At 60.6% G+C, this 23069-nt stretch carries 21 protein-coding genes; 12 read left to right on the top strand and 9 right to left on the bottom strand.

Annotated features, from left to right (window positions below; genetic code table 11):
• Window positions 1-3: 3 nt before the first annotated feature.
• The 8 genes from LDZ21_RS22980 to ehuB form a co-directional block, all read right to left on the bottom strand.
• Complete coding sequence (locus LDZ21_RS22980; RefSeq protein ID WP_244796267.1) at window positions 4-606, bottom strand: GNAT family N-acetyltransferase; 603 nt, start codon at window positions 604-606, stop codon at window positions 4-6.
• A complete protein-coding gene (locus LDZ21_RS22975; RefSeq protein ID WP_244796266.1) occupies window positions 596-1825 on the bottom strand; it encodes an MFS transporter in 1230 nt (409 codons plus the stop codon). Before LDZ21_RS22975 ends, LDZ21_RS22980 begins: the two co-directional genes overlap by 11 nt.
• The gene (locus LDZ21_RS22970) at window positions 1822-3183 is read right to left on the bottom strand and encodes a lysine N(6)-hydroxylase/L-ornithine N(5)-oxygenase family protein (protein WP_244796265.1); all 1362 of its coding nucleotides are present in this window, start codon (window positions 3181-3183) and stop codon (window positions 1822-1824) included. The genes LDZ21_RS22975 and LDZ21_RS22970 overlap by 4 nt, the downstream gene beginning before the upstream one ends.
• Window positions 3184-3834: 651 nt before the next feature.
• Window positions 3835-4287 (bottom strand): monooxygenase family protein, encoded by a 453-nt coding sequence (locus LDZ21_RS22965; RefSeq protein WP_244796264.1) that lies wholly within the window; start codon window positions 4285-4287, stop codon window positions 3835-3837.
• Between the two features lie 194 nt (window positions 4288-4481).
• Complete coding sequence (ehuA, locus tag LDZ21_RS22960; protein WP_244796263.1) at window positions 4482-5306, bottom strand: ectoine/hydroxyectoine ABC transporter ATP-binding protein EhuA; 825 nt, start codon at window positions 5304-5306, stop codon at window positions 4482-4484.
• Window positions 5307-5379: 73 nt separating this feature from the next.
• On the bottom strand, window positions 5380-6048 hold the full coding sequence (gene ehuD / locus LDZ21_RS22955) for an ectoine/hydroxyectoine ABC transporter permease subunit EhuD (protein ID WP_244796262.1): 669 nt from the start codon (window positions 6046-6048) through the stop codon (window positions 5380-5382).
• Window positions 6045-6728: an ectoine/hydroxyectoine ABC transporter permease subunit EhuC gene (gene ehuC, locus LDZ21_RS22950; protein ID WP_244796261.1), complete on the bottom strand. Its 684-nt coding sequence runs from the start codon at window positions 6726-6728 to the stop codon at window positions 6045-6047. The genes ehuD and ehuC overlap by 4 nt, the downstream gene beginning before the upstream one ends.
• 50 nt (window positions 6729-6778) lie before the next feature.
• A complete protein-coding gene (gene ehuB, locus LDZ21_RS22945) occupies window positions 6779-7633 on the bottom strand; it encodes an ectoine/hydroxyectoine ABC transporter substrate-binding protein EhuB (protein ID WP_309774892.1) in 855 nt (284 codons plus the stop codon).
• 233 nt (window positions 7634-7866) lie between these two features.
• On the opposite strand from ehuB, the gene ehuR reads away from it, so the two are divergent.
• From ehuR to LDZ21_RS22885, 12 genes are all read left to right on the top strand, one after another.
• The gene (gene ehuR, locus LDZ21_RS22940; protein WP_244796260.1) at window positions 7867-9264 is read left to right on the top strand and encodes a MocR-like ectoine utilization transcription factor EhuR; all 1398 of its coding nucleotides are present in this window, start codon (window positions 7867-7869) and stop codon (window positions 9262-9264) included.
• 76 nt (window positions 9265-9340) lie between these two features.
• Window positions 9341-10303 carry a hydroxyectoine utilization dehydratase EutB gene (gene eutB / locus LDZ21_RS22935; RefSeq protein ID WP_244796259.1) on the top strand — a complete coding sequence of 321 codons (963 nt, stop codon included), beginning with the start codon at window positions 9341-9343 and terminating at the stop codon, window positions 10301-10303.
• 5 nt (window positions 10304-10308) lie between these two features.
• The gene (locus tag LDZ21_RS22930; protein ID WP_244796258.1) at window positions 10309-11313 is read left to right on the top strand and encodes a cyclodeaminase; all 1005 of its coding nucleotides are present in this window, start codon (window positions 10309-10311) and stop codon (window positions 11311-11313) included.
• Between the two features lie 11 nt (window positions 11314-11324).
• Window positions 11325-12542, top strand: a complete 1218-nt coding sequence (gene doeA / locus LDZ21_RS22925) for an ectoine hydrolase DoeA (RefSeq protein ID WP_244796257.1) — start codon at window positions 11325-11327, stop codon at window positions 12540-12542.
• A gap of 4 nt (window positions 12543-12546) precedes the next feature.
• Complete coding sequence (doeB, locus tag LDZ21_RS22920) at window positions 12547-13578, top strand: N(2)-acetyl-L-2,4-diaminobutanoate deacetylase DoeB (RefSeq protein WP_244796256.1); 1032 nt, start codon at window positions 12547-12549, stop codon at window positions 13576-13578.
• The gene (locus LDZ21_RS22915; protein ID WP_244796255.1) at window positions 13575-14054 is read left to right on the top strand and encodes an Lrp/AsnC family transcriptional regulator; all 480 of its coding nucleotides are present in this window, start codon (window positions 13575-13577) and stop codon (window positions 14052-14054) included. The genes doeB and LDZ21_RS22915 overlap by 4 nt, the downstream gene beginning before the upstream one ends.
• Before the next feature lie 128 nt (window positions 14055-14182).
• Window positions 14183-15661: an NAD-dependent succinate-semialdehyde dehydrogenase gene (locus LDZ21_RS22910; RefSeq protein WP_244796254.1), complete on the top strand. Its 1479-nt coding sequence runs from the start codon at window positions 14183-14185 to the stop codon at window positions 15659-15661.
• Window positions 15662-15706: 45 nt separating this feature from the next.
• The gene (locus LDZ21_RS22905; RefSeq protein ID WP_244796253.1) at window positions 15707-17125 is read left to right on the top strand and encodes an aspartate aminotransferase family protein; all 1419 of its coding nucleotides are present in this window, start codon (window positions 15707-15709) and stop codon (window positions 17123-17125) included.
• Window positions 17126-17694: 569 nt separating this feature from the next.
• Window positions 17695-18417: a GntR family transcriptional regulator gene (locus LDZ21_RS22900; RefSeq protein ID WP_244796252.1), complete on the top strand. Its 723-nt coding sequence runs from the start codon at window positions 17695-17697 to the stop codon at window positions 18415-18417.
• 59 nt (window positions 18418-18476) lie between these two features.
• Entirely contained in the window at window positions 18477-19772 is a 1296-nt protein-coding gene (locus LDZ21_RS22895) for an MFS transporter (protein ID WP_244796251.1), read from the top strand.
• A gap of 34 nt (window positions 19773-19806) precedes the next feature.
• Window positions 19807-20661, top strand: a complete 855-nt coding sequence (locus LDZ21_RS22890; RefSeq protein ID WP_244796250.1) for an amidohydrolase family protein — start codon at window positions 19807-19809, stop codon at window positions 20659-20661.
• An 81-nt stretch (window positions 20662-20742) separates the two neighbouring features.
• The gene (locus tag LDZ21_RS22885; protein WP_244796249.1) at window positions 20743-22128 is read left to right on the top strand and encodes a GntT/GntP/DsdX family permease; all 1386 of its coding nucleotides are present in this window, start codon (window positions 20743-20745) and stop codon (window positions 22126-22128) included.
• 83 nt (window positions 22129-22211) lie between these two features.
• Here the strand turns inward: LDZ21_RS22885 and LDZ21_RS22880 are convergent, their stop codons facing one another.
• Window positions 22212-22850: a LysE family translocator gene (locus tag LDZ21_RS22880; protein WP_244796248.1), complete on the bottom strand. Its 639-nt coding sequence runs from the start codon at window positions 22848-22850 to the stop codon at window positions 22212-22214.
• Window positions 22851-23069: the final 219 nt, after the last annotated feature.

Here is a 23069-nt window from a genome sequence, read left to right as displayed (position 1 = left end):
TGATTAGTGATCCGTATGGAGTGAGCGGTAGAAATCGTCGCGGGTGCAGAATGCGAGCGATGCGGTCTTGTCGCGGAACGCCACGTTTTTCCAGTAGACAAAGCCAGCGGAACGATTTAGCGCATGGATGCGAGCGTTGCCGGCATCCGGTTCGACGACGATGCGCTGCGCGTGAAGGTGGCTGAACACGAACCTCATCACGGCGCGGAATACACGACGCGTATAGCCCGGAATCGGTGTCGTCGCCGGGCCGACGAACAGATGCATGCCGAGGTCGCCCCGCTGGGGGATGTAATGCTCGCCGACCTCTTCGTGCGCCGGGTCATACGTTTCGATGAGGAACGCGGGCTTGCCATGACGATGCGCGAGCCATGCATCGGCATGATTCGAATCGGCGATGTCCTGATAGAACGCTGCCACTTGCGCGACGCTCCAGTCGCGCATGTTCCAGAACGCAGCACGTTCCTCAATGAACCACCGATGCAGCGTCGGGGCGTCGCGTTGCGCGTCGAGCGGGCGGATGTCGAAGCCATCGATATGAGCTTCGGGCATCTCGCACGTTGCGTCGAGCAGGGCGATTTCGTGAGCGGCAATATCAGTTCGCACGGGCGCTGACTCCTGTGTCGGAAAGCTTGTCGGCATGAACGGATGCGGGCGCATCCGTACGCGGGCGGCCGAGGAGATACACGCTGATGAGCGTGATCGCCGCAAGGCCCGCTGCTGCTACGAAGAACGGCGCGCGCAGACCTGTCTCGTCGACGATCGCGCCCGCTGCGAAGGACGCGAGCAACACGCCGACGTTCTGGAAGAAGTTGACGACGCTATAGTCCGACGCATAGGACGCGGGCGTGCTCAACGAGAACATGGTGACGTCCAGCTTGACGACGATCTGGAACAGCGCCCAGCCGAGCATCACGCGGCCCGCGATGATCCATAGCGGCGCCTCGATGCCTTGCAACAGCATGCCCGTCCCGCAGATCAGCAGATTCGCGATCAGGTGATCCGGCAGCCGCTTGCCGCGTTGCGCGATGCGCTTGTTGAGGCGCAGGGCTGCCAGCGCGACCATGCCTGGAATTGCGAACACGAGACCGGGAACGAGCTCGCCCTGTCCGCCGGTGACCGACTGCCAGTACGAGGACATGAACGGACGGACCAGATACACGCAGAAGTCGAATACGAGCATGAGCAACGCAAGGCGCAGGATCGGCAGGCGCTTGCGCAGACTCGGGCGCACCGATGCGTCCTGCGCTTCGTCGGCGAAGCGGCAGCGTCGCGCGATGCGATGCGAGCGGATGAGGCCCATGCAGATGGCCATCTGAACGAAATCGCCAGCGGCCATCGCGAAGATGCACGCATGCGCGCTCCACACCTGCATGACGAAGCCGCCAGCCGCGGCGCCTGCAATCGCGCCGAAATGCACGACGACTGACAGCACGCCGATGGTATGCGCATGCGATTCCTTCGGCTCCAGTCGCATCATGTACGGATACATCAGCAGGTAGCTGCTCTTGCACATGAACATGGCGAGCGAGAGAACCCAAAACTGGGCGACCGTCGGAGCGAGATAGCTTGCCAGCGACAGCACGCCCGCCGCGCATTGCGTGTAGACCAGCAGATGCATGGCGTCTAGCCGCTTCGCGATGCGTGCCCATAGCGGCAGCGTCAACATGACGACGATGGAGATGAACGCCACGTAAGCGCCCGCGTGCAAGGGACTCGTCACGCCATATCGCGCGGCAAAGAACTGCGGATAGAACGGAATGAGGATCGCATCGCTTACGACGGCGAACGTCGTCATTGCGATGATGGTATTGCGCAGATTCATTGCGCCTCCAGCGGCGACTTCACGAACGCATCGGTATCCGGCACGGAGAAGTCCTGCAATGCGATGCGTCGCTCGATCTTGTAATGCTCGACGCCGGTAAGCTCGCGCAAGATGCACGAGTTGCGATAGCAGCTCATGCCGAGGTCCGGATTCGTCAGGCCGTGGCTGTAGAGGCCTGCGTTTTGCACGAAGATTTCGTGCTGGTTCAGGTCGATCGCATAGTTGCGCGAGAGCCGATAGCGTCCTTTTTCATCCCAGCGGATGCGGCTGTGAATGCCGTCGATGAAGCACGGCACGTTCTGCGCGTAGCCGGTGGCGAACACCGCGCCATCGGTGACGTGCGTGTACTGGACACCTTCATCGCGCTGAACGAAGCGCAAGTGATAGCAATCGTTTTCGTCGTAGAGACAACCTGTCAGCTCTGAATTGGTGATGAGCCGGGCGTTCATGCGACCGCGGCTTCGACGGTCGTCGAGAAGGTCGTAGATCTGGTTGATGAGTGATGCGTTGACGCCCTTGTACAGACTGTCCTGCTTCGCGATGATGCTTTCGCGCACGCTGTCCGGCAGGTTGAAGAAGTAGTCGATGTAGTCCGGCGAGATCATTTCAAGCGTGAGCTTGGTGTTTTCCATCTGGAAGAAACGGGGTGAGCGGGTGATCCACGTTAGGGAATAGTCGTGCTCGTCGCTCTCTTTCAGCAGGTCATAAAATATTTCGGCGGCGCTTTGTCCACTTCCAATCACGGCGATGGAACGCTTCTTCTGAACTTGTGCTTTCTGTGAGGTGTACTGAGCGCTGTGGACACAACGATCGCGAACGGGATCGCAACAGGCCGGCAACTGCGGAACCGACCCCACGCCGATGATGATGCGCTGCGCGCGATAAACGAAGGGTTCCCCGCTGCGTACATGTTTGCCGGTGATGACATAGTGTCCGTCGTTCTCGTCGTAATCGATCCGCTGCACGTCCGAGCCGAACGCAATGCTCGTTAGCTGGCGTATCGCCCATTTGCAGTAGCGGTTGTATTCAGCGCGGCTCAGGTAGAACCGCTCGCGAATGTAATACGCATACAGCTTGCCTTCTTGCTTGCAGTAATTGAGAAAGCTGAACTTGCTCTTGGGATCGGCAAGGCTCACGAGATCCGCCAGGAACGGGTTCTGCAACGTGGTGTCGTCGATCAGCATGCCGGGATGCCAGTCGAAATCCTCGTTGCGTTCTAGGAATACGCCGCGCAGATCGCGTATCGGATCGGCGAGACAGGCGAGACTTAGATTGAACGGCCCGAGGCCTATGGCGACGAAGTCGAGCACAGGCGAGCGCGACGCATGGCGGCTTGCTCGTACGCCCGGATTGGACATGAAGTGAGTTTTATCTGGACCGCACGTTGCCATGTTCAGCTACCTCATGGATGACGAAGGTGAAAAAGGGCGCGCGCCGGGACACATTGGTCGTGGGCACGAATCGGTGTTCCTTGTTCGTGAATGCGAATCATTCGCGTTGAAGGATGATAGGAAACGCCGCGTCGAAACGCAAGAGGGTTTCGTTAGCGGTTCGGTTATTGGACGAGTGGGAGCGTTGAACCAGAGCTGGAACCCAGGCAACCGTTATTCACGCGAAGTCTGCGTGATCAAAGGTTTAGCGCGCGTCCGACGTCAAGCCCGAGGGGGAAGCGCTGTGTTATCCACCACTAATTAATTCTTCTGGCCCGCTCGAAGACCCTGTGATAACTGAGGGGATACGCGACCGCGTGCTCGGTCACATGTACCATCCGAGCCCGGTAAGGGTCGACGATTAACGAATGAGTGCCCTGCAAGCAAGCCTCGCGAACATAGGCAACCCATGCTATTGCTCGCGTTGGATTGAATCGCAACGAACGTTCGAAGTCGACGCGTTCCGTCAATGACCTCCAGCGCATTCGCATTCCACCTGAGACGACCGGTATCGGGGGACAAGCAACACATTCGGAAAACGCAGTGCGCTAATGCGAGCGATCCACGTTTCGCAAGTGCCTAATCCGCTCCCATCCGCTGCCGCGCGCTCATGAAAGGACCGGTCGGCTGGCGTTCGGGCGCGAAGCGGTCGAAGCCCGCGGGCTCGGGCATGTCGATATAGACCGCTTCCATTCCTTGCCGGCTATAGGTTTCATGCCAGAAGCCAGCGCCGCGGCTATCGCGCAGGAAGTCGCGCCACCAGCGGGAATGGGGCTCGCTGCGAGTAAAGGCTTCGAGGCTGTCGAGATCGCGCCAGTACTGACGAATACCGATATGGTTGAGCGCGAAGAACACTTGCTGGCTCGAGAGCAAGCCATCGGGCGGATTCGATTCGATCTGCCGCAGCCCTTTGCCGATGCCTAGTATCGCCGCAATTCCTCGCAGCCGGCGCACGCGGAAGCCCAATAACACGACGACGAGATTCGGATAAGCACTGAGATCGACGGACCGGCGGACGACGGACGCTTGCATGGCGGCTCCTTGCTGTTGATGCTGTAAGCATAGTCGCCGATGATCCGCTTGTATGTGGCCAGTCGCGAGAGGTTTCGTCGTCGGCGCGAAGCAATTCTTCTCGCGTAATGACTAGTCGCTCGTTTCAGGCCGTGCTCTAAGTCCTTCACATGCAGCATTTGAAGCTGATTACGCCGATGCCCGACGATCGGCGTCTACAACGCCTCCGTTACCGCACGCAGAAACTGTTGTGTCCGCACATGCTGCGGCGAAGAGAAGAACTGCTGCGGCGGCGCTTGCTCGATAATCTTCCCTTGCGAAAAGAAGCACACGCGATCGGCGAAATCCTTGGCAAACCCCATCTGATGCGTGACCATCAGCATCGTCAGATCGTGCTCGGCGCCGAGACGGCGAATCACATTCAGCACTTCACCACACAACTCGGGGTCGAGCGCGGACGTGACTTCGTCGAAAAGCATGACCTTGGGACGCATTGCAAGCGCACGCGCAATGGCGACGCGCTGCTGCTGTCCCCCCGATAGCTGCGACGGATAGTGATTGCACTTCTCGTCGAGGCCAACCATCGACAATAGCTCGCGCGCGCGTTCGGTGGCTTCCTTCTTCGACAGACCCAGCACGCTGACCGGCGCTTCTATCGTGTTCTGCAAGGCCGTCATATGCGGAAAGAGATTGAAGCTTTGAAACACCATGCCGATCTTGCTGCGCACCTTGCGAACATGCCGCGGTGACGCCGGTATCAGCTTGCCACCCCGCATTTCATGCGTCAGCGGTTCGCCATCCACTTCGATGACGCCATCGGTCAGCGGGTCGAGCGTCATCAGCACGCGCAGCAGCGTCGATTTACCCGAACCGCTCGGCCCGATGATCGCCACTTTCTCATTGCGCGCGACGTCTAAGTCGAGGCCATCGAGCACGGTCAGCGGGCCATAGCGTTTCGTCACGTTGCGAAAGCGCACGATCGGCGTGTCGGCATTGGCGGCGGCCGCCGCGCCCAGTGCAGGGTCGAGGTCTCGTTTCATCTGCTGCTCCTGAAGATCCATTTCCGTGCGCCGTCCGCCGGGTTCGAGTGTTCAGCACGCGTGATGTCCTGCATCATGGCAAGCGCACGCGTCGTTCGACGTGACGCACGCCCGAGGCGAAGGTCACGCTGATGATGAGAAAGAAGATGCCGGTCATGGTGATCGGCTCCAGATACCGGAAGGTCTCCGAACCAATATTCTTGGCTTGCTGCATCAACTCGACGACCGTGATCGCGGACAGCACAGGCGTATCCTTGAACATGGCGACGAGATAGTTTCCAAGCGCGGGAATCACAGGACGTATCGCCTGCGGAAGAATGACGCCGCTATACGTGCGCCACGGCGAGAGCGACAGCGCACACGACGCTTCCCACTGCCCACGCGCCACGCCGTTGAGCCCCGCGCGATACACCTCCGAGACATAACAAGCGTAGTGAACCGCAATGCCGATGGTTCCCGCCGTCAGAGCGGACATCGTCAGGCCATAAAGTGGAGCGACATAGAACAGTACATACACCTGAATCAGCAACGGCGTGCTGCGTATGAACTCGATGAAAAAGGCCGTGATCTTCGCGACAGGCGCGATGTCACTGCGCCGCAGAATGGCGAGCACGAGCCCAAGAACCAGCGCAATGGCGAAGCCGATCAGCGTAATGCCGATGGTGTACGTCGCCGCGCGTGCGAGTTGGGGGAGGATATGCAGCGCATACTTCACATCGAACAATTGGCTCAGTGTGGTCATGATGCAGCCCTCGGAACGGCACGACGCACGGCGACATGGCTGCTGACGCGCCGCTCGAAATAGCGCATCACGGTCGCGATGATCTGCGCCAGGACGAAGTAGATGAGCAACGTGAGCGCAAAGATTTCGGCGGTCTTGAAGGTCGCTTCGTCGAGCTGGCGCGCGCGGAAGGTAAGGTCCGACAGCGTGATGAGCGATACGAGCGACGTCCCTTTCAGCAGTTCGATCATCAGGTTCGTCGCCGGCGGTAATGCATAGATCATCGCCTGAGGCAGCACGATCCGGCGCAGCCTTGCCGACGCCGGCATGTTCAGCGCGAGCGCCGCTTCATACTGGCCGCCCGGCACCGAACGCAACGCCCCGCGCAGAATCTCCGAACCATACGCGCCGTAATGCAGGCCAAGACCGACGATCGCGACCGTGAACGGCGTCAGTTGCAGATTGAACGGCGGCAAGGGCAGCACGAAGAATAGCCAGAACAACTGCACCAGGAGCGACGTACCGCGAAATATCTCGACGTACGCGTTGCCGGCCCACCTCAGAATTCGATACGGCGCCGCGCGCACCACGGTTGCAACGCACGCCATGAAGATCGCCAGAAGAATGCTAAAGATCGCGATCTGGATCGTGACCAGCGTGCCCTTCATCATCAAGGGTAGAAGCTCATTGAGGTCACTCATGACGGGTCCTCGTTAATGGTTGCATGCAGCGCGCGCTTCGACGGAAAGCTTTATCCGCCGCAGAGTTCAGGCGCTTTCTTGGCAGTCACGTTGGACTTGTCGAAGCCGAACGGACCGACCGTCTTCAGGTGATCGTCTGTGCCGATCCACGCATGAAGTTCCTTGTTGACGGCATCGCGCAAGTCGGTGTCTTCGGGGCGAAACGCCAGCGCTCCATAGCCCGTATGCTTGGGATCGTCATTGAACTGGCTGATGGCTTCGACTTGCGGTCCGCCCTTCGAGGCGAGACCCTTCATCGTCAGCGCGGTGCCGACGGCGGCATCTGCACGGCGTGCGCGCACGGCCTGCAATTGCGCGGTCGTGTCGGGTACCTGAAGAATCTGATCGTCCTTGATGCCCGCTTCGCGCGCGTAGCCGAGTTCCGCCGTTCCCGCCATCACCGCGAGCTTGGTGTCCGGCTGTTTGGCGACATCGGCATAGCTGTGAAGATTCTTCGGGTTGCCCTTCATGGTCAGCAGCGTGTCGGGGATCTGGTATTGCGGATCGGCAAAGGCAACCTGCTTGCAGCGTTCCGGGGTGATGTACATGCCGGCCGCGATGACATGGAAACGGCCCGCCTTGAGGCCCGGAATCAAGGCGCCCCATTCAGTCAGCACCGCATCCACTTTCTTGACACCAAGCTTCGCAAAGACCTTCTTGGCGATTTCGGGCGATTCCCCCGTCACGGTGCCGTCGGCCGTCGTATAGGCGAACGGCGTTTCGTTTGCATAGCCGATGCGCACCTCGCCCGTGCGCTGAATGCGCTGCAGCGTCGTCTCGGCGCTTGCGCTTGCTGCATAGCCCGTGAAACCCGCCGTCGCGACGCACGCCGCTACCAGCATTCCAGACAGTCGCTTCGTCTTCATATCGTTCCCGTTCGTATGGTTGGTCTTCGCTCGGAGAATCAGGCCGCATGACGCCGCGACACCGGAGAAACCCTTATGACTAAAGCCGTTGAGCAGCCTTTCAACGCAGCCACGATGCAGAATACAAAGCCATATTTGTGTTGCGATTGCTCTAGGACAATTATTTTCGAACGCACTTTTGCGCCACTATTGGGCATGGGAAAAGGGAACATGAGCATCAGGAGAGCGACAAGGTGAACGAACGATGGCGCGACGCGGTGCGCACGGGGCAAGGCGTGCAATCGAAATACAAGCGGCTCGTCAAGGCGATGGCTGCGGACATCGAGAGCGGCGCGCTTGCATCGGGCGCGCGTCTGCCGCCGCAGCGCGACGTGGCGGCGGACCTGCAAATCAGCGTGCAGACGGTCACCAACGCGTATAAAGAACTGGAAAGGCAGGGCCTCATCCGCTGCGAAGTCGGACGCGGCAGCTTCGTCACGGCACGCGTGACGGAGACGATGTCCAATTACATGCTCGATACGGCGGAGCGCTCCGTCGTGGATTTCTCGATCGCGCGCATCGTTCATACGCCGGAGCACGATGCGATGTGGCGCAAGGTCTGCGCGACCTTGTCGACCATCGAGGATCAACCCTGGATTCGCGCGTTCAGGCCCATTGCCGGCTTCGAGAACCACCGGCAGGCGGGCGTCGAATGGCTCGCGACGCTCAACATGCCCGCGAGCGCCGACACCTTGCTCGTGACCAACGGCGCCGCGCACGGCATTTTTCTGGCACTGGCATCGACTGTCGGTCCGGGCGATACGGTGTTATGCGAAAGCCTCACTGATCACGGCGTGATTGGTTCGGCCAACGTGCTCGGCTTCACGCTCAAGGGGCTGGAAATCGACGAATACGGCATACGTCCCGAACATTTCGAGGAAGTCTGCGACAGCGAGCGCGTCAGCGCACTCGTTTGCACGCCGACGCTGAACAATCCTACCGTCGCCTTGATGCCCGACTCGCGCCGCCGCGCCATCGCGCGAATCGCCGAGCGATATGGCGTGTATGTCATCGAGGACGACGTGTATGGCGCGTTGCCCACGAAAACGCAAACGCCAATCTCCAGCCATATTCCCGACCTCGCGTTCTATTGCACGAGCATGACCAAGTCGGTGCTGAGTGGCTTGCGCACAGGCTTCATGACCGTGCCGCGCCGGCTCGCCTTGCGGGCGGAAAGCGTGCTGCGCGTGAGCTGCTGGATGGCGACATCGCCGATGGCGGAAGTCACCGCGCGTTGGATCATGGATGGCACGGCGCAACGTCTCGTGCAGATCCAGCGTGAACGTCTCGCCGCGCGGCAGGCCGTCGTGCGCGAGTTGCTCGGCGAATACGTGCTCGGCAGTCATCCGAATGCGTTGTCCGCATGGCTGCGCGTGCCGGAAGAATGGGAAGCGGAGCGCATCACGCGTGAACTGCGCAACCGGAACATCGCGGTCACGTCGCCCGACCCCTTTCTCGTGCGCGGCGGTGAGCGGCCCAACGCAGTGCGTCTATGTGTCGGCGCGGAAGTCGGCGAGCGCACGTTCCGCAGAGCCGTCGAAACGATGCGCGAGGTGTTCGGACAATATCCGCACGTTCACGACTTCAATTGAACTAGGACATTCGAAATCGATTTTTTAGGACATTAGACTGAGTTGCATCGATCAACGGATAGCAACTCAGTCCCACATGTCCAGACTCTCGCTCGCCGATGTCTATCGCGCTCGCCAGCGCATTGCGGGCCGCGCGCTCGTCACGCCGCTCCTTCAATCGGCGGCGCTTAGCAAGGTGGCGGGCGTTCCGGTCTATCTCAAGCTCGAGACCGTTCAGCCCACTGGCAGCTTCAAATTGCGAGGCGCAACCAACGCGCTGGCGCAGCTGGCCGATGAAGGCTGCAAGCGTGTCGTGACGGCATCGACCGGCAATCACGGCCGTGCAGTCGCTTATGCGGCGCGCGCGCTCGGTATCGAAGCGGCCGTGTGCATGTCCTCGCTCGTGCCGAGGAACAAGGTCGATGCCGTCACCGCGCTGGGAGCGCGCGTCGTCATCGAAGGCAAGAGTCAGGACGATGCGCAGGCGGAGGCGCAACGTCTCGTACGCGAAGAAGGCTATGCATTCGTGCCGCCGTTCGATGACCCGCGCGTAATAGCGGGCCAGGCCACTATCGGCATGGAAATCCTCGAAGCGCTGCCCGACGTCGCGACCATCGTCGTGCCTTTATCGGGCGGCGGCTTGTTCAGCGGCGTTGCATTCGCGGCCAAAAGCATCGCGCGCGCCACCGAAATGGTTGGCGTATCGATGGAACGCGGCGCGGCCATGCATGCGAGTCTAGAAGCGGGCAAAGCCGTCCATGTCGATGAACTCGAAACCCTTGCGGATTCGCTTGGCGGCGGCATCGGCCTCGAAAACCGGCATACCTTCGAGATGACGCGCGAACTGATCGACCGTGTCGTCTTGCTCGACGAGGTATCGATTGCGCGCGGCATCACCCATGCGTATCGCGAGGAGCGGCTCGTCGTGGAAGGCGCGGCGGCGGTCGGCATGGCTGCGGTGCTCGATGGCGCGGTTCGTTCGCGAGGACCGATCGTGATCGTCGTCAGCGGCTGCAACATCGATATCGACACCCATCGCCGTTTGATTGGAGCCGCGTGAATTCCATGGCCGCCATTGATCAATTCACTGTGCTGCTCTCGCAAGCGCAACTACGCGAACTGGTGCCGCTCGATCAGGACGCGATTGAGCAAGTCGAGGCCGCGTTCCGCTCGCTGGCAACCGAAGCCGTTGCCATGCCACCGGTCCTGCGTCTGGACATTCCCGAGCACGCGGGCGAAGTCGACGTGAAAACCGCTTATTTGCGGCGCTTTTCGAGTTTCGCCATCAAGGTGAGTCCGGGGTTTTTTCATAATCCTTCGCTGGGGCTTCCGAGTCTGAACGGTCTGATGTTGGTGCTGTCCGCGCATACGGGACTGACCGAAGCGGTGTTGCTCGACAACGGTTATCTCACGGCGGTACGCACCGCGGCGGCGGGCGCAGTGGCCGCACGATGGCTCGCGCGTCGCGATGCGAAGCGCGTCGCGATCATCGGCGCGGGCGAGCAGGCGCGCTTGCAACTCGATGCCTTGCGCCTCGTGCGAGACATCGGGCATGTGACGGTATGGGCGCGCGAGCGCGAACGTGCGCTGCAATACGCACGCGAATGCACGGGGCTGCCGTGCGAAGTGGCGGACAGCGTAGGCGATGCGCTCCGGTACGCCGATATCGCCATCACGACCACGCCGAGCCGCGAGCCCTTGATTCATGCACGCGATCTGCGTCCCGGTTTGCACATCACGGCGATTGGCTCGGATGCCGAGCACAAGAACGAGATCGCGCCCGACGTCTTCACAAAAGCGCTCTATGTTTGCGATCGCCTTCAGCAAACGCGCGTGCTTGGCGAACTGCATCACGCCATCGAGGCCGGCGTGGTCGAAGCGGATGCGTCGTTTGCGGAGCTCGGACAAGTCATTGCTAACCAAGCGCCGGGTCGCACGAGCGACGAACAAATCACGCTGTGCGATCTCACCGGAACAGGGGCACAGGACACCGCCATCGCGACACTTGCGCTGCAGCGTGCGCGTGCTGCACGGGCAGGAACCAATTTCCACAACGACGTGACGCTCTGAGAGAGAGGACGATGTCCGAGATCAAGCAACAACGGGTAGGCGAGGCGCCGATGGTGCGGCTGCCGTTCGAGCGCGGCGAATACGATGCGCGCATCGCGAAGACGCGGCGCGCGATGGAGAAGGCGGGCATCGATCTGCTGATCGTGACCGATCCGACCAACATGGCGTGGCTCACCGGTTACGACGGCTGGTCATTCTACGTGCATCAGTGCGTGCTGCTCGCGATGGACGGCGAGCCGCTCTGGTACGGACGCGGGCAGGATGCGAACGGTGCGAAACGCACGGTGTTCATGGGGCATGACAATATCGTCGGGTATCCTGATCACTACGTGCAGTCGACGTTGCGTCATCCGATGGATTACCTGTCGAGCGAAGTCATCGCGGCGCGTGGCTGGAACACGCTGCGCATCGGCGTGGAAATGGACAACTATTATTTCAGCGCGAAGGCGTATGCGTCGCTCGTTCAGCATCTTCCCGAAGCGAGCTTCGTCGATGCCACCGCGCTCGTGAACTGGCAGCGAGCAGTGAAGTCGCCGCGCGAAATCGAATACATGCGCATTGCGGCGCGTATTGTCGAAAAGATGCATGCGCGCATTCTCGACAAGGTCGAGCCGGGTATGAGAAAGAGCGATCTCGTCGCGCATATCTACGAAGCAGGCATCACCGGTATCGAAGGATACGGCGGCGACTATCCGGCTATTGTGCCCTTGCTCCCGACCGGTTCCGATGCAGCAGCGCCGCATCTCACCTGGGACGACTCCAGATTCACGGCAAATGCGGGCACTTTCTTCGAAATAGCGGGATGCTTCAAGCGCTATCACTGTCCTCAGTCGCGAACGGTCTATCTCGGCAAGCCGCCGCAGCATTTCATCAATGGGGAAAGAGCCGTCGTTGAAGGCATCGAAGCGGGCCTCGCCGCGGCTAAACCCGGCAACAGGACAGAAGACATTGCCAATGCGTTTTTTGCGGTGCTGCGTAAGTCGGGCATCGAAAAAGACAGCCGCTGCGGTTATCCGATCGGCGCGAGTTATCCGCCGGATTGGGGCGAACGCACGATGAGCCTGCGTCCAGGGGACAAGACCGTCCTCGAACCCGGTATGACGTTTCACTTCATGCCGGGCCTCTGGCTCGACGACTGGGGTCTCGAAATCACGGAAAGCATCCTGATCACGGACACGGGCGTGGAGACCTTCTGCAAAACGCCTCGCAAACTGTTCGTGAAGGAGTAGCACGATGCGCGCGTCACCGATCAGCCCGACCGTCGACTTCGACGCGAACGGCGTTCAGCACGGCTTTCTGAAGTTGCCGTATTCGCGCGACGATTCCGCGTGGGGCGCGGTGATGATTCCGGTCACCGTGGTCAAGCGCGGCGAGGGACCGACTGCGCTGCTCACGGGCGGCAATCATGGCGACGAGTATGAAGGGCCTATCGCGCTGGCCAAGCTGGCATCGACGTTGAAGGAAGAGGACGTGAGCGGCAGGGTCATCATCGTGCCGTACATGAACTATCCCGCGTTTCGCGCAGGCACGCGCACTTCCCCAATCGACGCGGGCAATCTGAATCGCAGCTTTCCCGGCAAGCCCGATGGTACCGTGACGCAGAAGATTGCCGATTACTTCCAGCGTCACCTGCTGCCGCTCGCAGATTATGTGCTCGACATTCACGCGGGGGGCCGCACCCTGGACTTTCTGCCGTTTGCCGCGGTTCACGTGTTGAATGACTCGTCACAGCAGGCGCGTTGCGAAGCCGCGATGCGCGCATTCGGTGCGCCTTATTCGATGCGCATGCTGGAACTCGACAGCATCGGTCTCTATGACAGCGCTGCTGAAAATGCGGGCAAGGTCTTCGTCTCAACCGAACTGGGCGGCGGCGGTTCGTCGACGGCGCGCAGCGTTGCCATTGCAGAACGCGGCGTCTACGGGTTCCTCGCGCACGCGGGCATCGTGGAAAAGCAAGGGGCTCGCAGTGGCGAAGTGCGCACGAGCACGCTGCTCGATATGCCCGATGGCTCGTGCTATACGACAAGCGAACACACCGGCCTGCTCGAGATGTGCCGCGATCTGGGCGACATGGTGCAAGCGGGCGACGTGCTGGCACGCATCCATGACATCACGCGCTCGGGCGCGGCGCCCGTCGAATACACCGCGAAGCGCGCCGGACTGCTTGCGGCGCGTCACTTCCCCGGTCTCGTGCAAATGGGGGATACGGTCGCGGTCGTTGCCGATATCGTCGAGCGCAATATTCCGGTCTCCGTGTCGCAATGAAGCTCGACCGATACGATCTCGCCATCCTGCGCATTCTCGCGCGCGATGGCCGCATTACGAAGTCGCGTCTTGCCGAAGAGGTCAACCTCTCCGTCTCGCCCGCGTGGGAGCGCGTGAAAAAGCTCGAAGAGAGCGGCCTCGTCGAAGGCTATCGGGCGGAGATCGACTGGACGACTGCGTTCAAGGGCAGCCGCATCGTCGTCGAAGTGACGCTGTCGCGTCATACCGCGCAGGACATGCGCCGCTTCGAAGAACGGGTCAACGCGGCGTCCGAAATCGTGCAGTGCTATGCGACGGGAGGCGGTGTCGATTACGTGCTGCATGTCGTCGCACGGGACATCGATCACTATCAGCGTTTCATTGATTCCTTGCTGGTGGAGGAACTGGGCATCGAACGCTACTTCACTTATATCGTGACCAAGGTGGTGAAGAAAGTCGCCGAGGGTCCGCCGTATTGGGCTGAAGAAGCGCTCTGAAAAATCGGCAAGCCAATCGAGATAAAACAGAAAGAACCTCAAGGGAACAGGCGCGAAACGAAAAACAATCAATGCGCCTGAAGCCTAAAGTCGATGCATCGAACGCATCTTCCAGACGGAGACCTCACATGTTGCTCGGACATCCCGTACTCTTCAAATCACACTGCTATATCGACGGCCGTTGGGTTCATAGCGATAGCGCAGCATCCATCGCGGTCACGAATCCGGCGGACCAGAAAGTGATCGGTCATGTCCCGATGCTCGATCAGCCGCAGATCGTCAGTGCCGTCGATGCCGCCGATCGCGCATTTCAATCCTGGCGCTGGGTGCCGCAACACAAGCGCAGCGCACTGCTATTGCGCTGGCATGAACTCATCATGCGGCATCAGGCCGATCTCGCCGACATTCTGTCGCTGGAACAAGGCAAGCCGCTTGCCGAATCGAAAGGCGAAGTCGCCTATGCGGCTAGCTTTGTCGAATGGTTCGCGAACGAAGCAAAGCGGCTCTCGGGCCGCACCATTCCGACGCATATCGATGGCGCGCATCTCGGCACCGTCATGGAGCCAGTTGGCGTGGCCGCACTCATCACGCCCTGGAACTTCCCCGTCGCGATGATCACGCGCAAAGCCGCCGCGGCGATTGCGGCGGGCTGCACAGTCGTCGTCAAGCCCGCGCAAGAGACGCCGTTCTCCGCTATCGCGCTGGCACAACTTGCGGAAGAAGCAGGATTACCGGCGGGCGTGTTCAACGTCGTTATCGGCGAGCCTCAAATGGCGATGGAAACGCTCGTCTGCGACACGCGCGTGCGTGCCGTCAGCTTCACCGGTTCCACGCGCGTGGGCAGCCTCGTTGCGCGGACTGCGGCGCACGCGGGCATCAAGAAACTCGCGCTCGAGTTGGGCGGCAATGCGCCGTTCATCGTGACGGAAGACGCTGATGTGGAACAGGCCGTACGCATTGCGGTTGGCGCGAAGTTTCAAACGTCGGGACAGGATTGCTGCGCGGCCAATCGCATTCTCGTTGCTCGTCCGGTCTATGAGCGCTTCGTTGCACGCTATGGCGAAGCGGTGAAGGCATTGACGGTCGGCAGCGCATTCGAAGCGAATGTCGACGTAGGGCCGCTCATGCATCAGGCCGCTTTCGATGCAACCGTTGCACGTATCGACGATGCGAGAACGCGCGGCGCGCGCATCGTCGCTGGCGGAAAACCGCACGAGCGCGGCGGATGGTTCTATGAGCCGACCGTCGTCGCCGACGCGGAGCCGGGCATGCGTATCTACGACGAAGAGAATTTCGCGCCGATATCGGCTGTTTCCGCGTTCGACACGCTCGATGAAGTCGTGACCCGCGCGAACGACACCGAGCATGGCCTCGCTGCGTACGTCTGCGCGACCCGCATCGACACCATCTTCCAGTTGGTGCGGCGGCTCGACTTCGCAATGATCTCGGTCAACGGCGTCAAGTTCACCGGCGCACCGATTCCCTTCGGCGGCATGAAAGCGTCAGGACTTGGACGCGAGGGTGGTGCAGAAGGCTTCGAGCCGTTCGTCGAAACCAAATACTTCTGCCTCGGCAACCTGGGACTGCCGCTCACGAGCGCAGCCTGAAGAGACTCTTATCAAAGACTCATATCGAGATTCAAGGAGAAGCACATGAGCCAACAACACCAACCGCTCGAACAACTGTTTGCGGAGGACCGCGCGCATTTCATGCACCCGTCGACGCACGCGCACGATCACGCAAGCGGCGCGCTGCAGGGCAAGATCATTACCGGCGCGAAGGGCATTCGCATCGAAGATCATCAGGGAAAGAATTACATCGATGCATTCGCGGGCCTGTATTGCGTGAACATTGGTTATGGCCGCACCGAAGTGGCCGAAGCCATCTATGAGCAGGCGAAGAAACTCGCTTATTACCACACGTACGTGGGCCATTCGACGGAGGCGATCATCGAACTGTCGGCGCGCATCATCGACTGGTCGCCGGAAGGCATGAAGAAGGTGTACTACGGCATGTCGGGATCGGATGCCAACGAAACGCAGATCAAGATCATCTGGTACTACAACAACGTACTCGGCCGTCCCAACAAGAAGAAGATCATTTCGCGCGAGCGCGGCTATCATGGCTCGGGCATCGTGACGGGTAGTTTGACGGGCCTGCCGAGCTTTCACCAGCACTTCGATTTGCCGGTCGATCGCGTGAAGCACACCGTGTGTCCGCATTGGTATCGCAAAGCGCCGGCCGGCATGAGCGAGGCGCAATTCACGGCGCATTGCGTGGACGAGCTGGAAAAACTGATCGCGAAGGAAGGAGCCGATACGATCGCTGCGTTCATCGCGGAACCGGTGATGGGTACGGGCGGCATCATCACGCCGCCGCAAGGCTACTGGGATGCGATTCAACAAGTACTGCGCAAGCACGACATTCTGTTGATCTCCGATGAAGTCGTGTGCGGCTTTGGCCGTCTCGGGTCGAAGATGGGCGCACAGCACTTCGGCATCAAGCCGGACCTCATCACGGTGGCGAAAGGGCTGACGAGTGCGTATGCGCCGCTGTCAGGTGTGATCGTCGGCGAGAAAGTGTGGGACGTCATCGACAAGGGCTCGCAAGAGTTCGGTCCGATGGGTCATGGCTGGACGTATTCGGGCCATCCCATTTGCGCGGCAGCGGCGCTTGCGAACCTCGATATCCTCGAGCGCGAGAATCTCGCGCAGAATGCCGCGGATGTCGGCGCTTATCTTCAGCAGCAATTGCATGCGGCGTTCGATTCGCATCCGCTCGTCGGCGAAGTGCGTGGCGCGGGTATGCTGGCGGCGCTTGAATTCATGGCGGACAAGCAAGGCCGCAAGCCGTTCGATGCAGCGTTGAAGGTCGGTCCGAAGGTATCCGCTGCGGCGCTCGAGCGCGGTGTGATCGCGCGCGCGATGCCGCACGGCGATATCCTGGGCTTCGCGCCGCCGCTGGTCACGACGCGCGCTGAAGTCGATGAAATCGTGGGCGTCGTCAAGGAGGCTGTCGATGTGGTCGCTAACGAAGCAATCGGCTCTGCGTTGACAACGCCTGCGGTTTGAGAGGATGTGGATTCGCTGATGCTGGATGAGTAGTGTCGAACGGCCGGGCGGACATTGCCGCCGCCCTGGCTGTGCGCTTGCGCCGGCTCGTGCGCTGCGGTGAACGTGGGGCCGCCTTCGTTCGCAATAGCAAGGCATCGCAGAAACAGAGCCTTTAGTCAGCGCACATAGCGCCTCGCTTCCAAGCACCGACTCTTGTTAATAACAAGAGCAAGCCTCCTCGTTCTCCGCCAGTAGTAACTGATTCGCCAGCAACGCAATCAATCATGCGCGCAAGGACCGGCGCGCTCTCTAGCTGAGCGTTGGCGACCTCAGTCATTAAGCGATGCGCCGACTCCTTATCACCACACACGCTACGCAGGTGCAAACGGGCGGGCCACGCACCACGCGTCACCGCGCCAAGCACGAAATCGCGCTAGTTCACTCACTCCAGTATCCGGACGCCACGTCCGTTCAAGCCCCTTTCTCCCCTAAAGCCCTCCAGACAAACCCCCCTCAGCAGGGTTATCCCCGATCCGTCTCCGCGCGCAAACATGCAATCATATATATGAATTGCTTGGAGACGACAGATGCAGACGGATAGCCGATTACCCCGTTATCAACGCTTGCGCGACGAGATGGTGGCTCTTATTGCGGCCCGCAAATGGCGTCCGGGGGAAGCGATTCCCACAGAACAAGCGCTCGCTCAAAGCTACGGCCTTGCGGTCGGAACTGTTAGAAAAGCCGTCGATCTGCTCGTCGCGGAGGGTTTGCTCGAGCGCTTTCAGGGCAGAGGAACGTTCGTGCGCCGCGCGAACTTCGACGGCTCCCTGTTTCGCTTCTTCCGCTTCCAGACCCGGGAAGGCGAACGCCGCATTCCTGAGAGCCGTATCTTGCGTCGCGAGGTCGTCGATGCACCCTCGGCGGTCGCCGCGACGTTGCAGATAGCGAGCACTGCGCGCGTGATCCGGATGTCGCGTCTGCGGCTGCTCGACGGGGAGCCGATGCTCGCCGAAGAAATCTGGTTGCCGTACAAGCGTTTTGCGGCGTTCGCGCAGATGGACCTGAGCGAAGTCGGCGATCTCCTGTACCCCGTGTACGAGGCGCAATGCAACCAGATCGTGGCGTCCGCGACGGAAACCCTCACCGTGGAAGCCATCGGCGCGCTGCACGCGAGGCTTCTGCGAATCGAACCCGGTAGGCCGGCCGTCGTCATCGAGCGTCTCGCGTATGGCTACGATCGACAGCCGCTCGAATGGCGCCGCTCACGCGGTCCCGCCAGCGCTTTCATCTACCAGGCTGAGATCCGCTAGCAATCGCGCGCGATCGGAAACACGTTGTTCTCGACGAAGAACGGCGACGAGGAGACGGCATGTTCAAGTGGTTCAGTGAAATTTCAGGCAATGAACGCCGGACGTTCTGGGCGTGTTTCGGCGGATGGGCGCTCGATTCGCTGGACGTGCAGATGTTCAGCCTCGTGATTCCGGCGATCATCGCCGAGTGGTCGATCAGCCGCACGCAGGCTGGACTCGTCAGCGGCGTCACGCTGGTCGCATCTGCGCTGGGCGGATGGATCGCGGGCATGCTGTCGGACCGGTTCGGACGCGTCAGGACCCTGCAATGGACGGTGGCGTTCTTCTCCGTGTTCACGTTCCTGTGCGCGTTCGCGCAAAACTATCCGCAGTTTCTCGTGCTGAAAACGCTACAGGGCTTCGGCTTCGGCGGGGAATGGGCGGCAGGCGCGGTGCTGATGGCCGAGACCATCCGCAACGAGCATCGCGGCAAGGCGATGGGCAGCGTGCAGAGCGCATGGGCCGTCGGCTGGGGCGCAGCGGTGCTGCTCTATGCGCTCATGTTCTCGTTGCTGCCAGCACACACCGCATGGCGTGTGATGTTCGCAATCGGCATCGTTCCCGCGCTCCTGATCCTGTACGTTCGACGTGGCGTGCAGGAGCCGGCCGCGCCGGCGCAATCGGCACGCGACGCACGCGTGGATGGCGACGAGCGCACACGCGATGTGATCTTCGGCATCTTCTCGCCAGCCATGCTGCGCATGACGTTGATCGGTGCGCTGCTCGGCGTCGGCGCGCATGGCGGTTACTACGCGCTGATGACCTGGCTGCCGACGTTTCTGAAGACCGAGCGCCATTTGTCCGTGCTCAGCACCGGCGGCTATCTCGCCGTCGTGATCGTCGCGTTCTTTTGCGGGTGCATTGTCAGTGCGCAACTGCTGGACCGCATCGGACGTCGAAAAACCATTCTCAGCTTCGCGATCTGCTGCGTCATCACGGTGGTCGCCTACCTGTTTCTTCCGCTCGGCGATACCGCGATGCTGTTCTTCGGCTTTCCGCTGGGATTCTTTGCAGCCGGCATTCCTGCGAGCATGGGTGCGCTGTTCAACGAACTGTATCCGCGCGGAATGCGTGGCACCGGCGTCGGGTTTTGCTACAACTTTGGCCGCGTCGTATCCGCCGGATTTCCAGTGTTAGTGGGTCATATGTCCACGAACATGTCCCTTGGAACAGCGATCGGCATCGATGCTGGCCTGGCTTACGCGATCGTCGTGGTGTCCGTGCTGATGCTGCCGGAGACGCGAGGCCGCGTGCTGGGTGACGCTGCTCCCGATGGCGAGGACGCAAGCCTTCTCACTCACGCGCAAAGGCATTGACGGAGTGCGTAGACCCATTGATGGAGAAATATTCATGGTCGTTGAGTCGGGGGCAGACGTGAGCCGTGAGGCCTGCATCGCATCGATCGATACGCATGCACATGTTTTCAGGCGCGGTCTTCCGCTCGCTCAGCATCGCCGTTATGCGCCGGATTACGACGCGCCGCTGGACGCGTATCTGGCGCAACTCGATGCGCACGAGATAGCGCGCGGCGTGCTGGTGCAGCCGAGTTTTCTCGGCACGGATTGCGGCTATCTGCTCGATGCGCTGCGTCGCGCGCCTGATAGGTTGCGCGGCGTTGCGGTGATCCCGCGCGACTGCGAACTGGATACGCTGACTGAGATGTTCGACGCGGGCATCGCGGGAATCCGGCTGAACCTGATCGGCCATGCGGATGAGCCGCTCGAGCACTGGTTAAGCGCGCAAACGCTGGCTCATGTTCGAGCACTCGGATGGCACGTCGAGATTCATGCGGAAGCAGCGCGGCTGGACGGCATCATCGAGCCGCTTTTGAATGCGGAAGTCGATGTCGTCGTCGATCATTTCGGCAGGCCCGATCCTGGACTCGGTGCAAGCGATCCAGGTTTTCGCCGTCTCCTTGAGTGGTCTCAAACGCAGCGTGTCTGGGTAAAGATATCAGGTGCGTACCGGATTGGGTCGGACCGTAGCCAGGTCGGCGATGAGACGCGCAAAGCGTTCGGTTTCCTGAAGGAAGCCTTCGGCGTGCATCGCATGATGTGGGGCAGCGACTGGCCGCATACGCAGTTCGAGGCATCCGAACAATTCACCCGATCGCTGGAATTGTTGCGCACGCTGATTCCGGACGAGGAAGAGCGTAACGTCGTCCTCGCGAGCACACCAGCGAGCGTCTACATGTTCGACGACTAAGCGCCAACTCACCGGCAGCATTGCAGTAGCGTGGTCCATCGAGCTGCGCGCAATCCAGGCAACCCAACCCGAACTCACTCCATGACTAGTCTAGATATCGATCTGTTACTGACCGCGCTCATCAGCGTGTTGGTGCTTGTCGCGCTCATCGTGTCGCGCATCAAAATGCACCCGCTTCTCGCCTTGCTCGTGGTATCCATCGGCGTAGGCTTCGCAACCGGCATGGAGCCCGGAAACATCGTCAAGCACCTGGTCAACGGCGCGGGGAAAACGTTGGGAGCGGTGGGAGTCGTCATCGCTCTGGGTGCGATGCTCGGCAAGATTCTGGCGGATGCGGGCATCACGGAGCAGATTGCCGAGGCCATTCTCAGACGCTCCTCCGACCGGATGATTCCTTGGGCCATGACGCTCGTCGCCTTTGTCGTGGGCATTCCGATGTTCTTCGAAGTCGGCCTGGTGGTTATGCTGCCCTTGATTTTCAGCGTGGCGCGAAAACTGGAAAGCCACGCTCGCTTCAAGGGCTCGGCCTATGTTTATCTGGGGGTTCCGGTTATCTCGGCGCTCGCCGCCATGCATGGCATGGTGCCGCCTCACCCGGGCCCTTTAACCGCGATTGCCACGCTTAAAACTTCGGTCGGACCCACGATGCTGTATGGCTTTCTGGCGGCTATTCCAGCGATGATCTTGGGCGGTCCGCTCTATGGCGCATTCATTTCGCCGCGGATGAATACCAGACCCGATCAAGCTCTGCTGGACCAGTTCACCGTTGGCCAAGCCATCGACAAGGAGCAGCGCGCCGGCGTTGGTCTGGGCGTGCTGGCGGCTTTGCTTCCAGCCATTCTCATGCTGATCCACGCTGTCGCCGAAATGGTGCTGGCGAAGGGTAGCCCGGCACTCCGGTTGGCCAGCTTTCTCGGCAATCCACTGATTGCAATGCTGCTGGGCGTGCTGTTCGCTATCATGGCCCTGGTCGTCGCCCGAGGCGGTGACACTGAAAAGCTGCGCAGTTCACTTGGCAATAGCCTGAAACCCATTGCGTCGATCATCATGATCATCGCAGGAGGCGGCGCCTTTCAGGAGATGCTCACCAGTGCCAAGGTGGGCGATGCCATCGTCCATCTAACGCATTACTTCGCATTTCCCCCGTTGATCCTGGGCTGGTTGATCGCGATGCTGTTGTCGGTCTCGACGGGGTCTGCCACGGTAGGAATCGTTGGTGCGGCGGGCTTGCTCGCGCCGCTGGCGGGCGCCGATCCTGCCTTGAATCTGCCGTTGCTGGCATTGTCGATTGGCTGTGGTTCTCTTTTCTTCAACTACGCGAATCACGCCGGCTTCTGGATGGTTAAAGAATCTTTCGGGATGACCATGGGCGAAGCGACGAAAACCATTTCGGTGGTTCAGTCGATCGTCGCAGTCGTCGGTCTGATTATGGTGCTCATTCTCAACGCTGTGATAGGCGTCCACTGATGCAGGCGGGCGCTCGACTACGTCGCTACAAAGTTGCTGCACGTGAGCGGGGGCGGCGAGGACCTCGCGTATGCAACCCGCATTCAAACACGCGATGCCAGCAACCGAATGCCGGCTGCGCCGAACACGAGCGCGAGGCATGCATCGAGATAACGTTGAATGCGCGCATAGATGCGGCGGGCTGGCGCCATTGAGAACAGCGCCGCATAGCCGCCGAACACGCTCAACCCAATGCACAGGCAACCCGCGACGACGGTCAACATGTGCGAGGGTCCCTGACCTGCGGATGAGCCGAGCGCGGCGACTGACATCCATACGAGAATCGCTTTCGGATTGGTCAGATGCAGCAGCGCGCCGCGTGCATAAAGCCGTCGCGCGTCTGGTTCTGCAGCATTGACCGACGCTGCATGCACCCGCGGACGCCATGCCGAGCGGCCCGACTTGAACGCGAGCCACAAAAGATAGACGCCGCCGCAAATTTTCACTGCGACGAGAAAACCCGAGTACGCCGTCAACGCGGCGGAAAGGCCAAGCGCGGCGAGCATCGCCCAGAAGAAGGAGCCAGACATCACGCCGGCCGCGAAGGCTAACGCCTCGCGCCTTCCCGAAGTGCTCGCGATAGACATGATCGCCAGATTGCTCGGCCCAGGGCTCGCCGTCCCGACGAAGTAAGCCGACCAGGCGAGCAGAACGTTGGCGTTGAAGAAGGCGTGTGCTGTCACGGTGGTTTGTCCCGGTTTCAATGGCTGCGCTCGAGTATCAACGAGCAGCTAGCTCGCGAACAGGCACGGTTCATCACAATAGGCACAGGCCAGTTTGCATACGGCTGCGTTCGCTAGTTGTTCTGTTGAGCGTTCTTACTGCCACGGTACAGGGCGGCATCGAGCTTCCCGGTAGCTGAACAGATATCTTGTCTGGCGAAATGCGGCAACGTGACGGAG

Source organism: Caballeronia grimmiae, assembly GCF_022879615.1.
GTDB lineage: Bacteria > Pseudomonadota > Gammaproteobacteria > Burkholderiales > Burkholderiaceae > Caballeronia > Caballeronia grimmiae.
The sequence above is the reverse complement of the archived record's forward strand: the minus strand, read 5'-3'. Positions and strand labels throughout refer to the sequence as shown.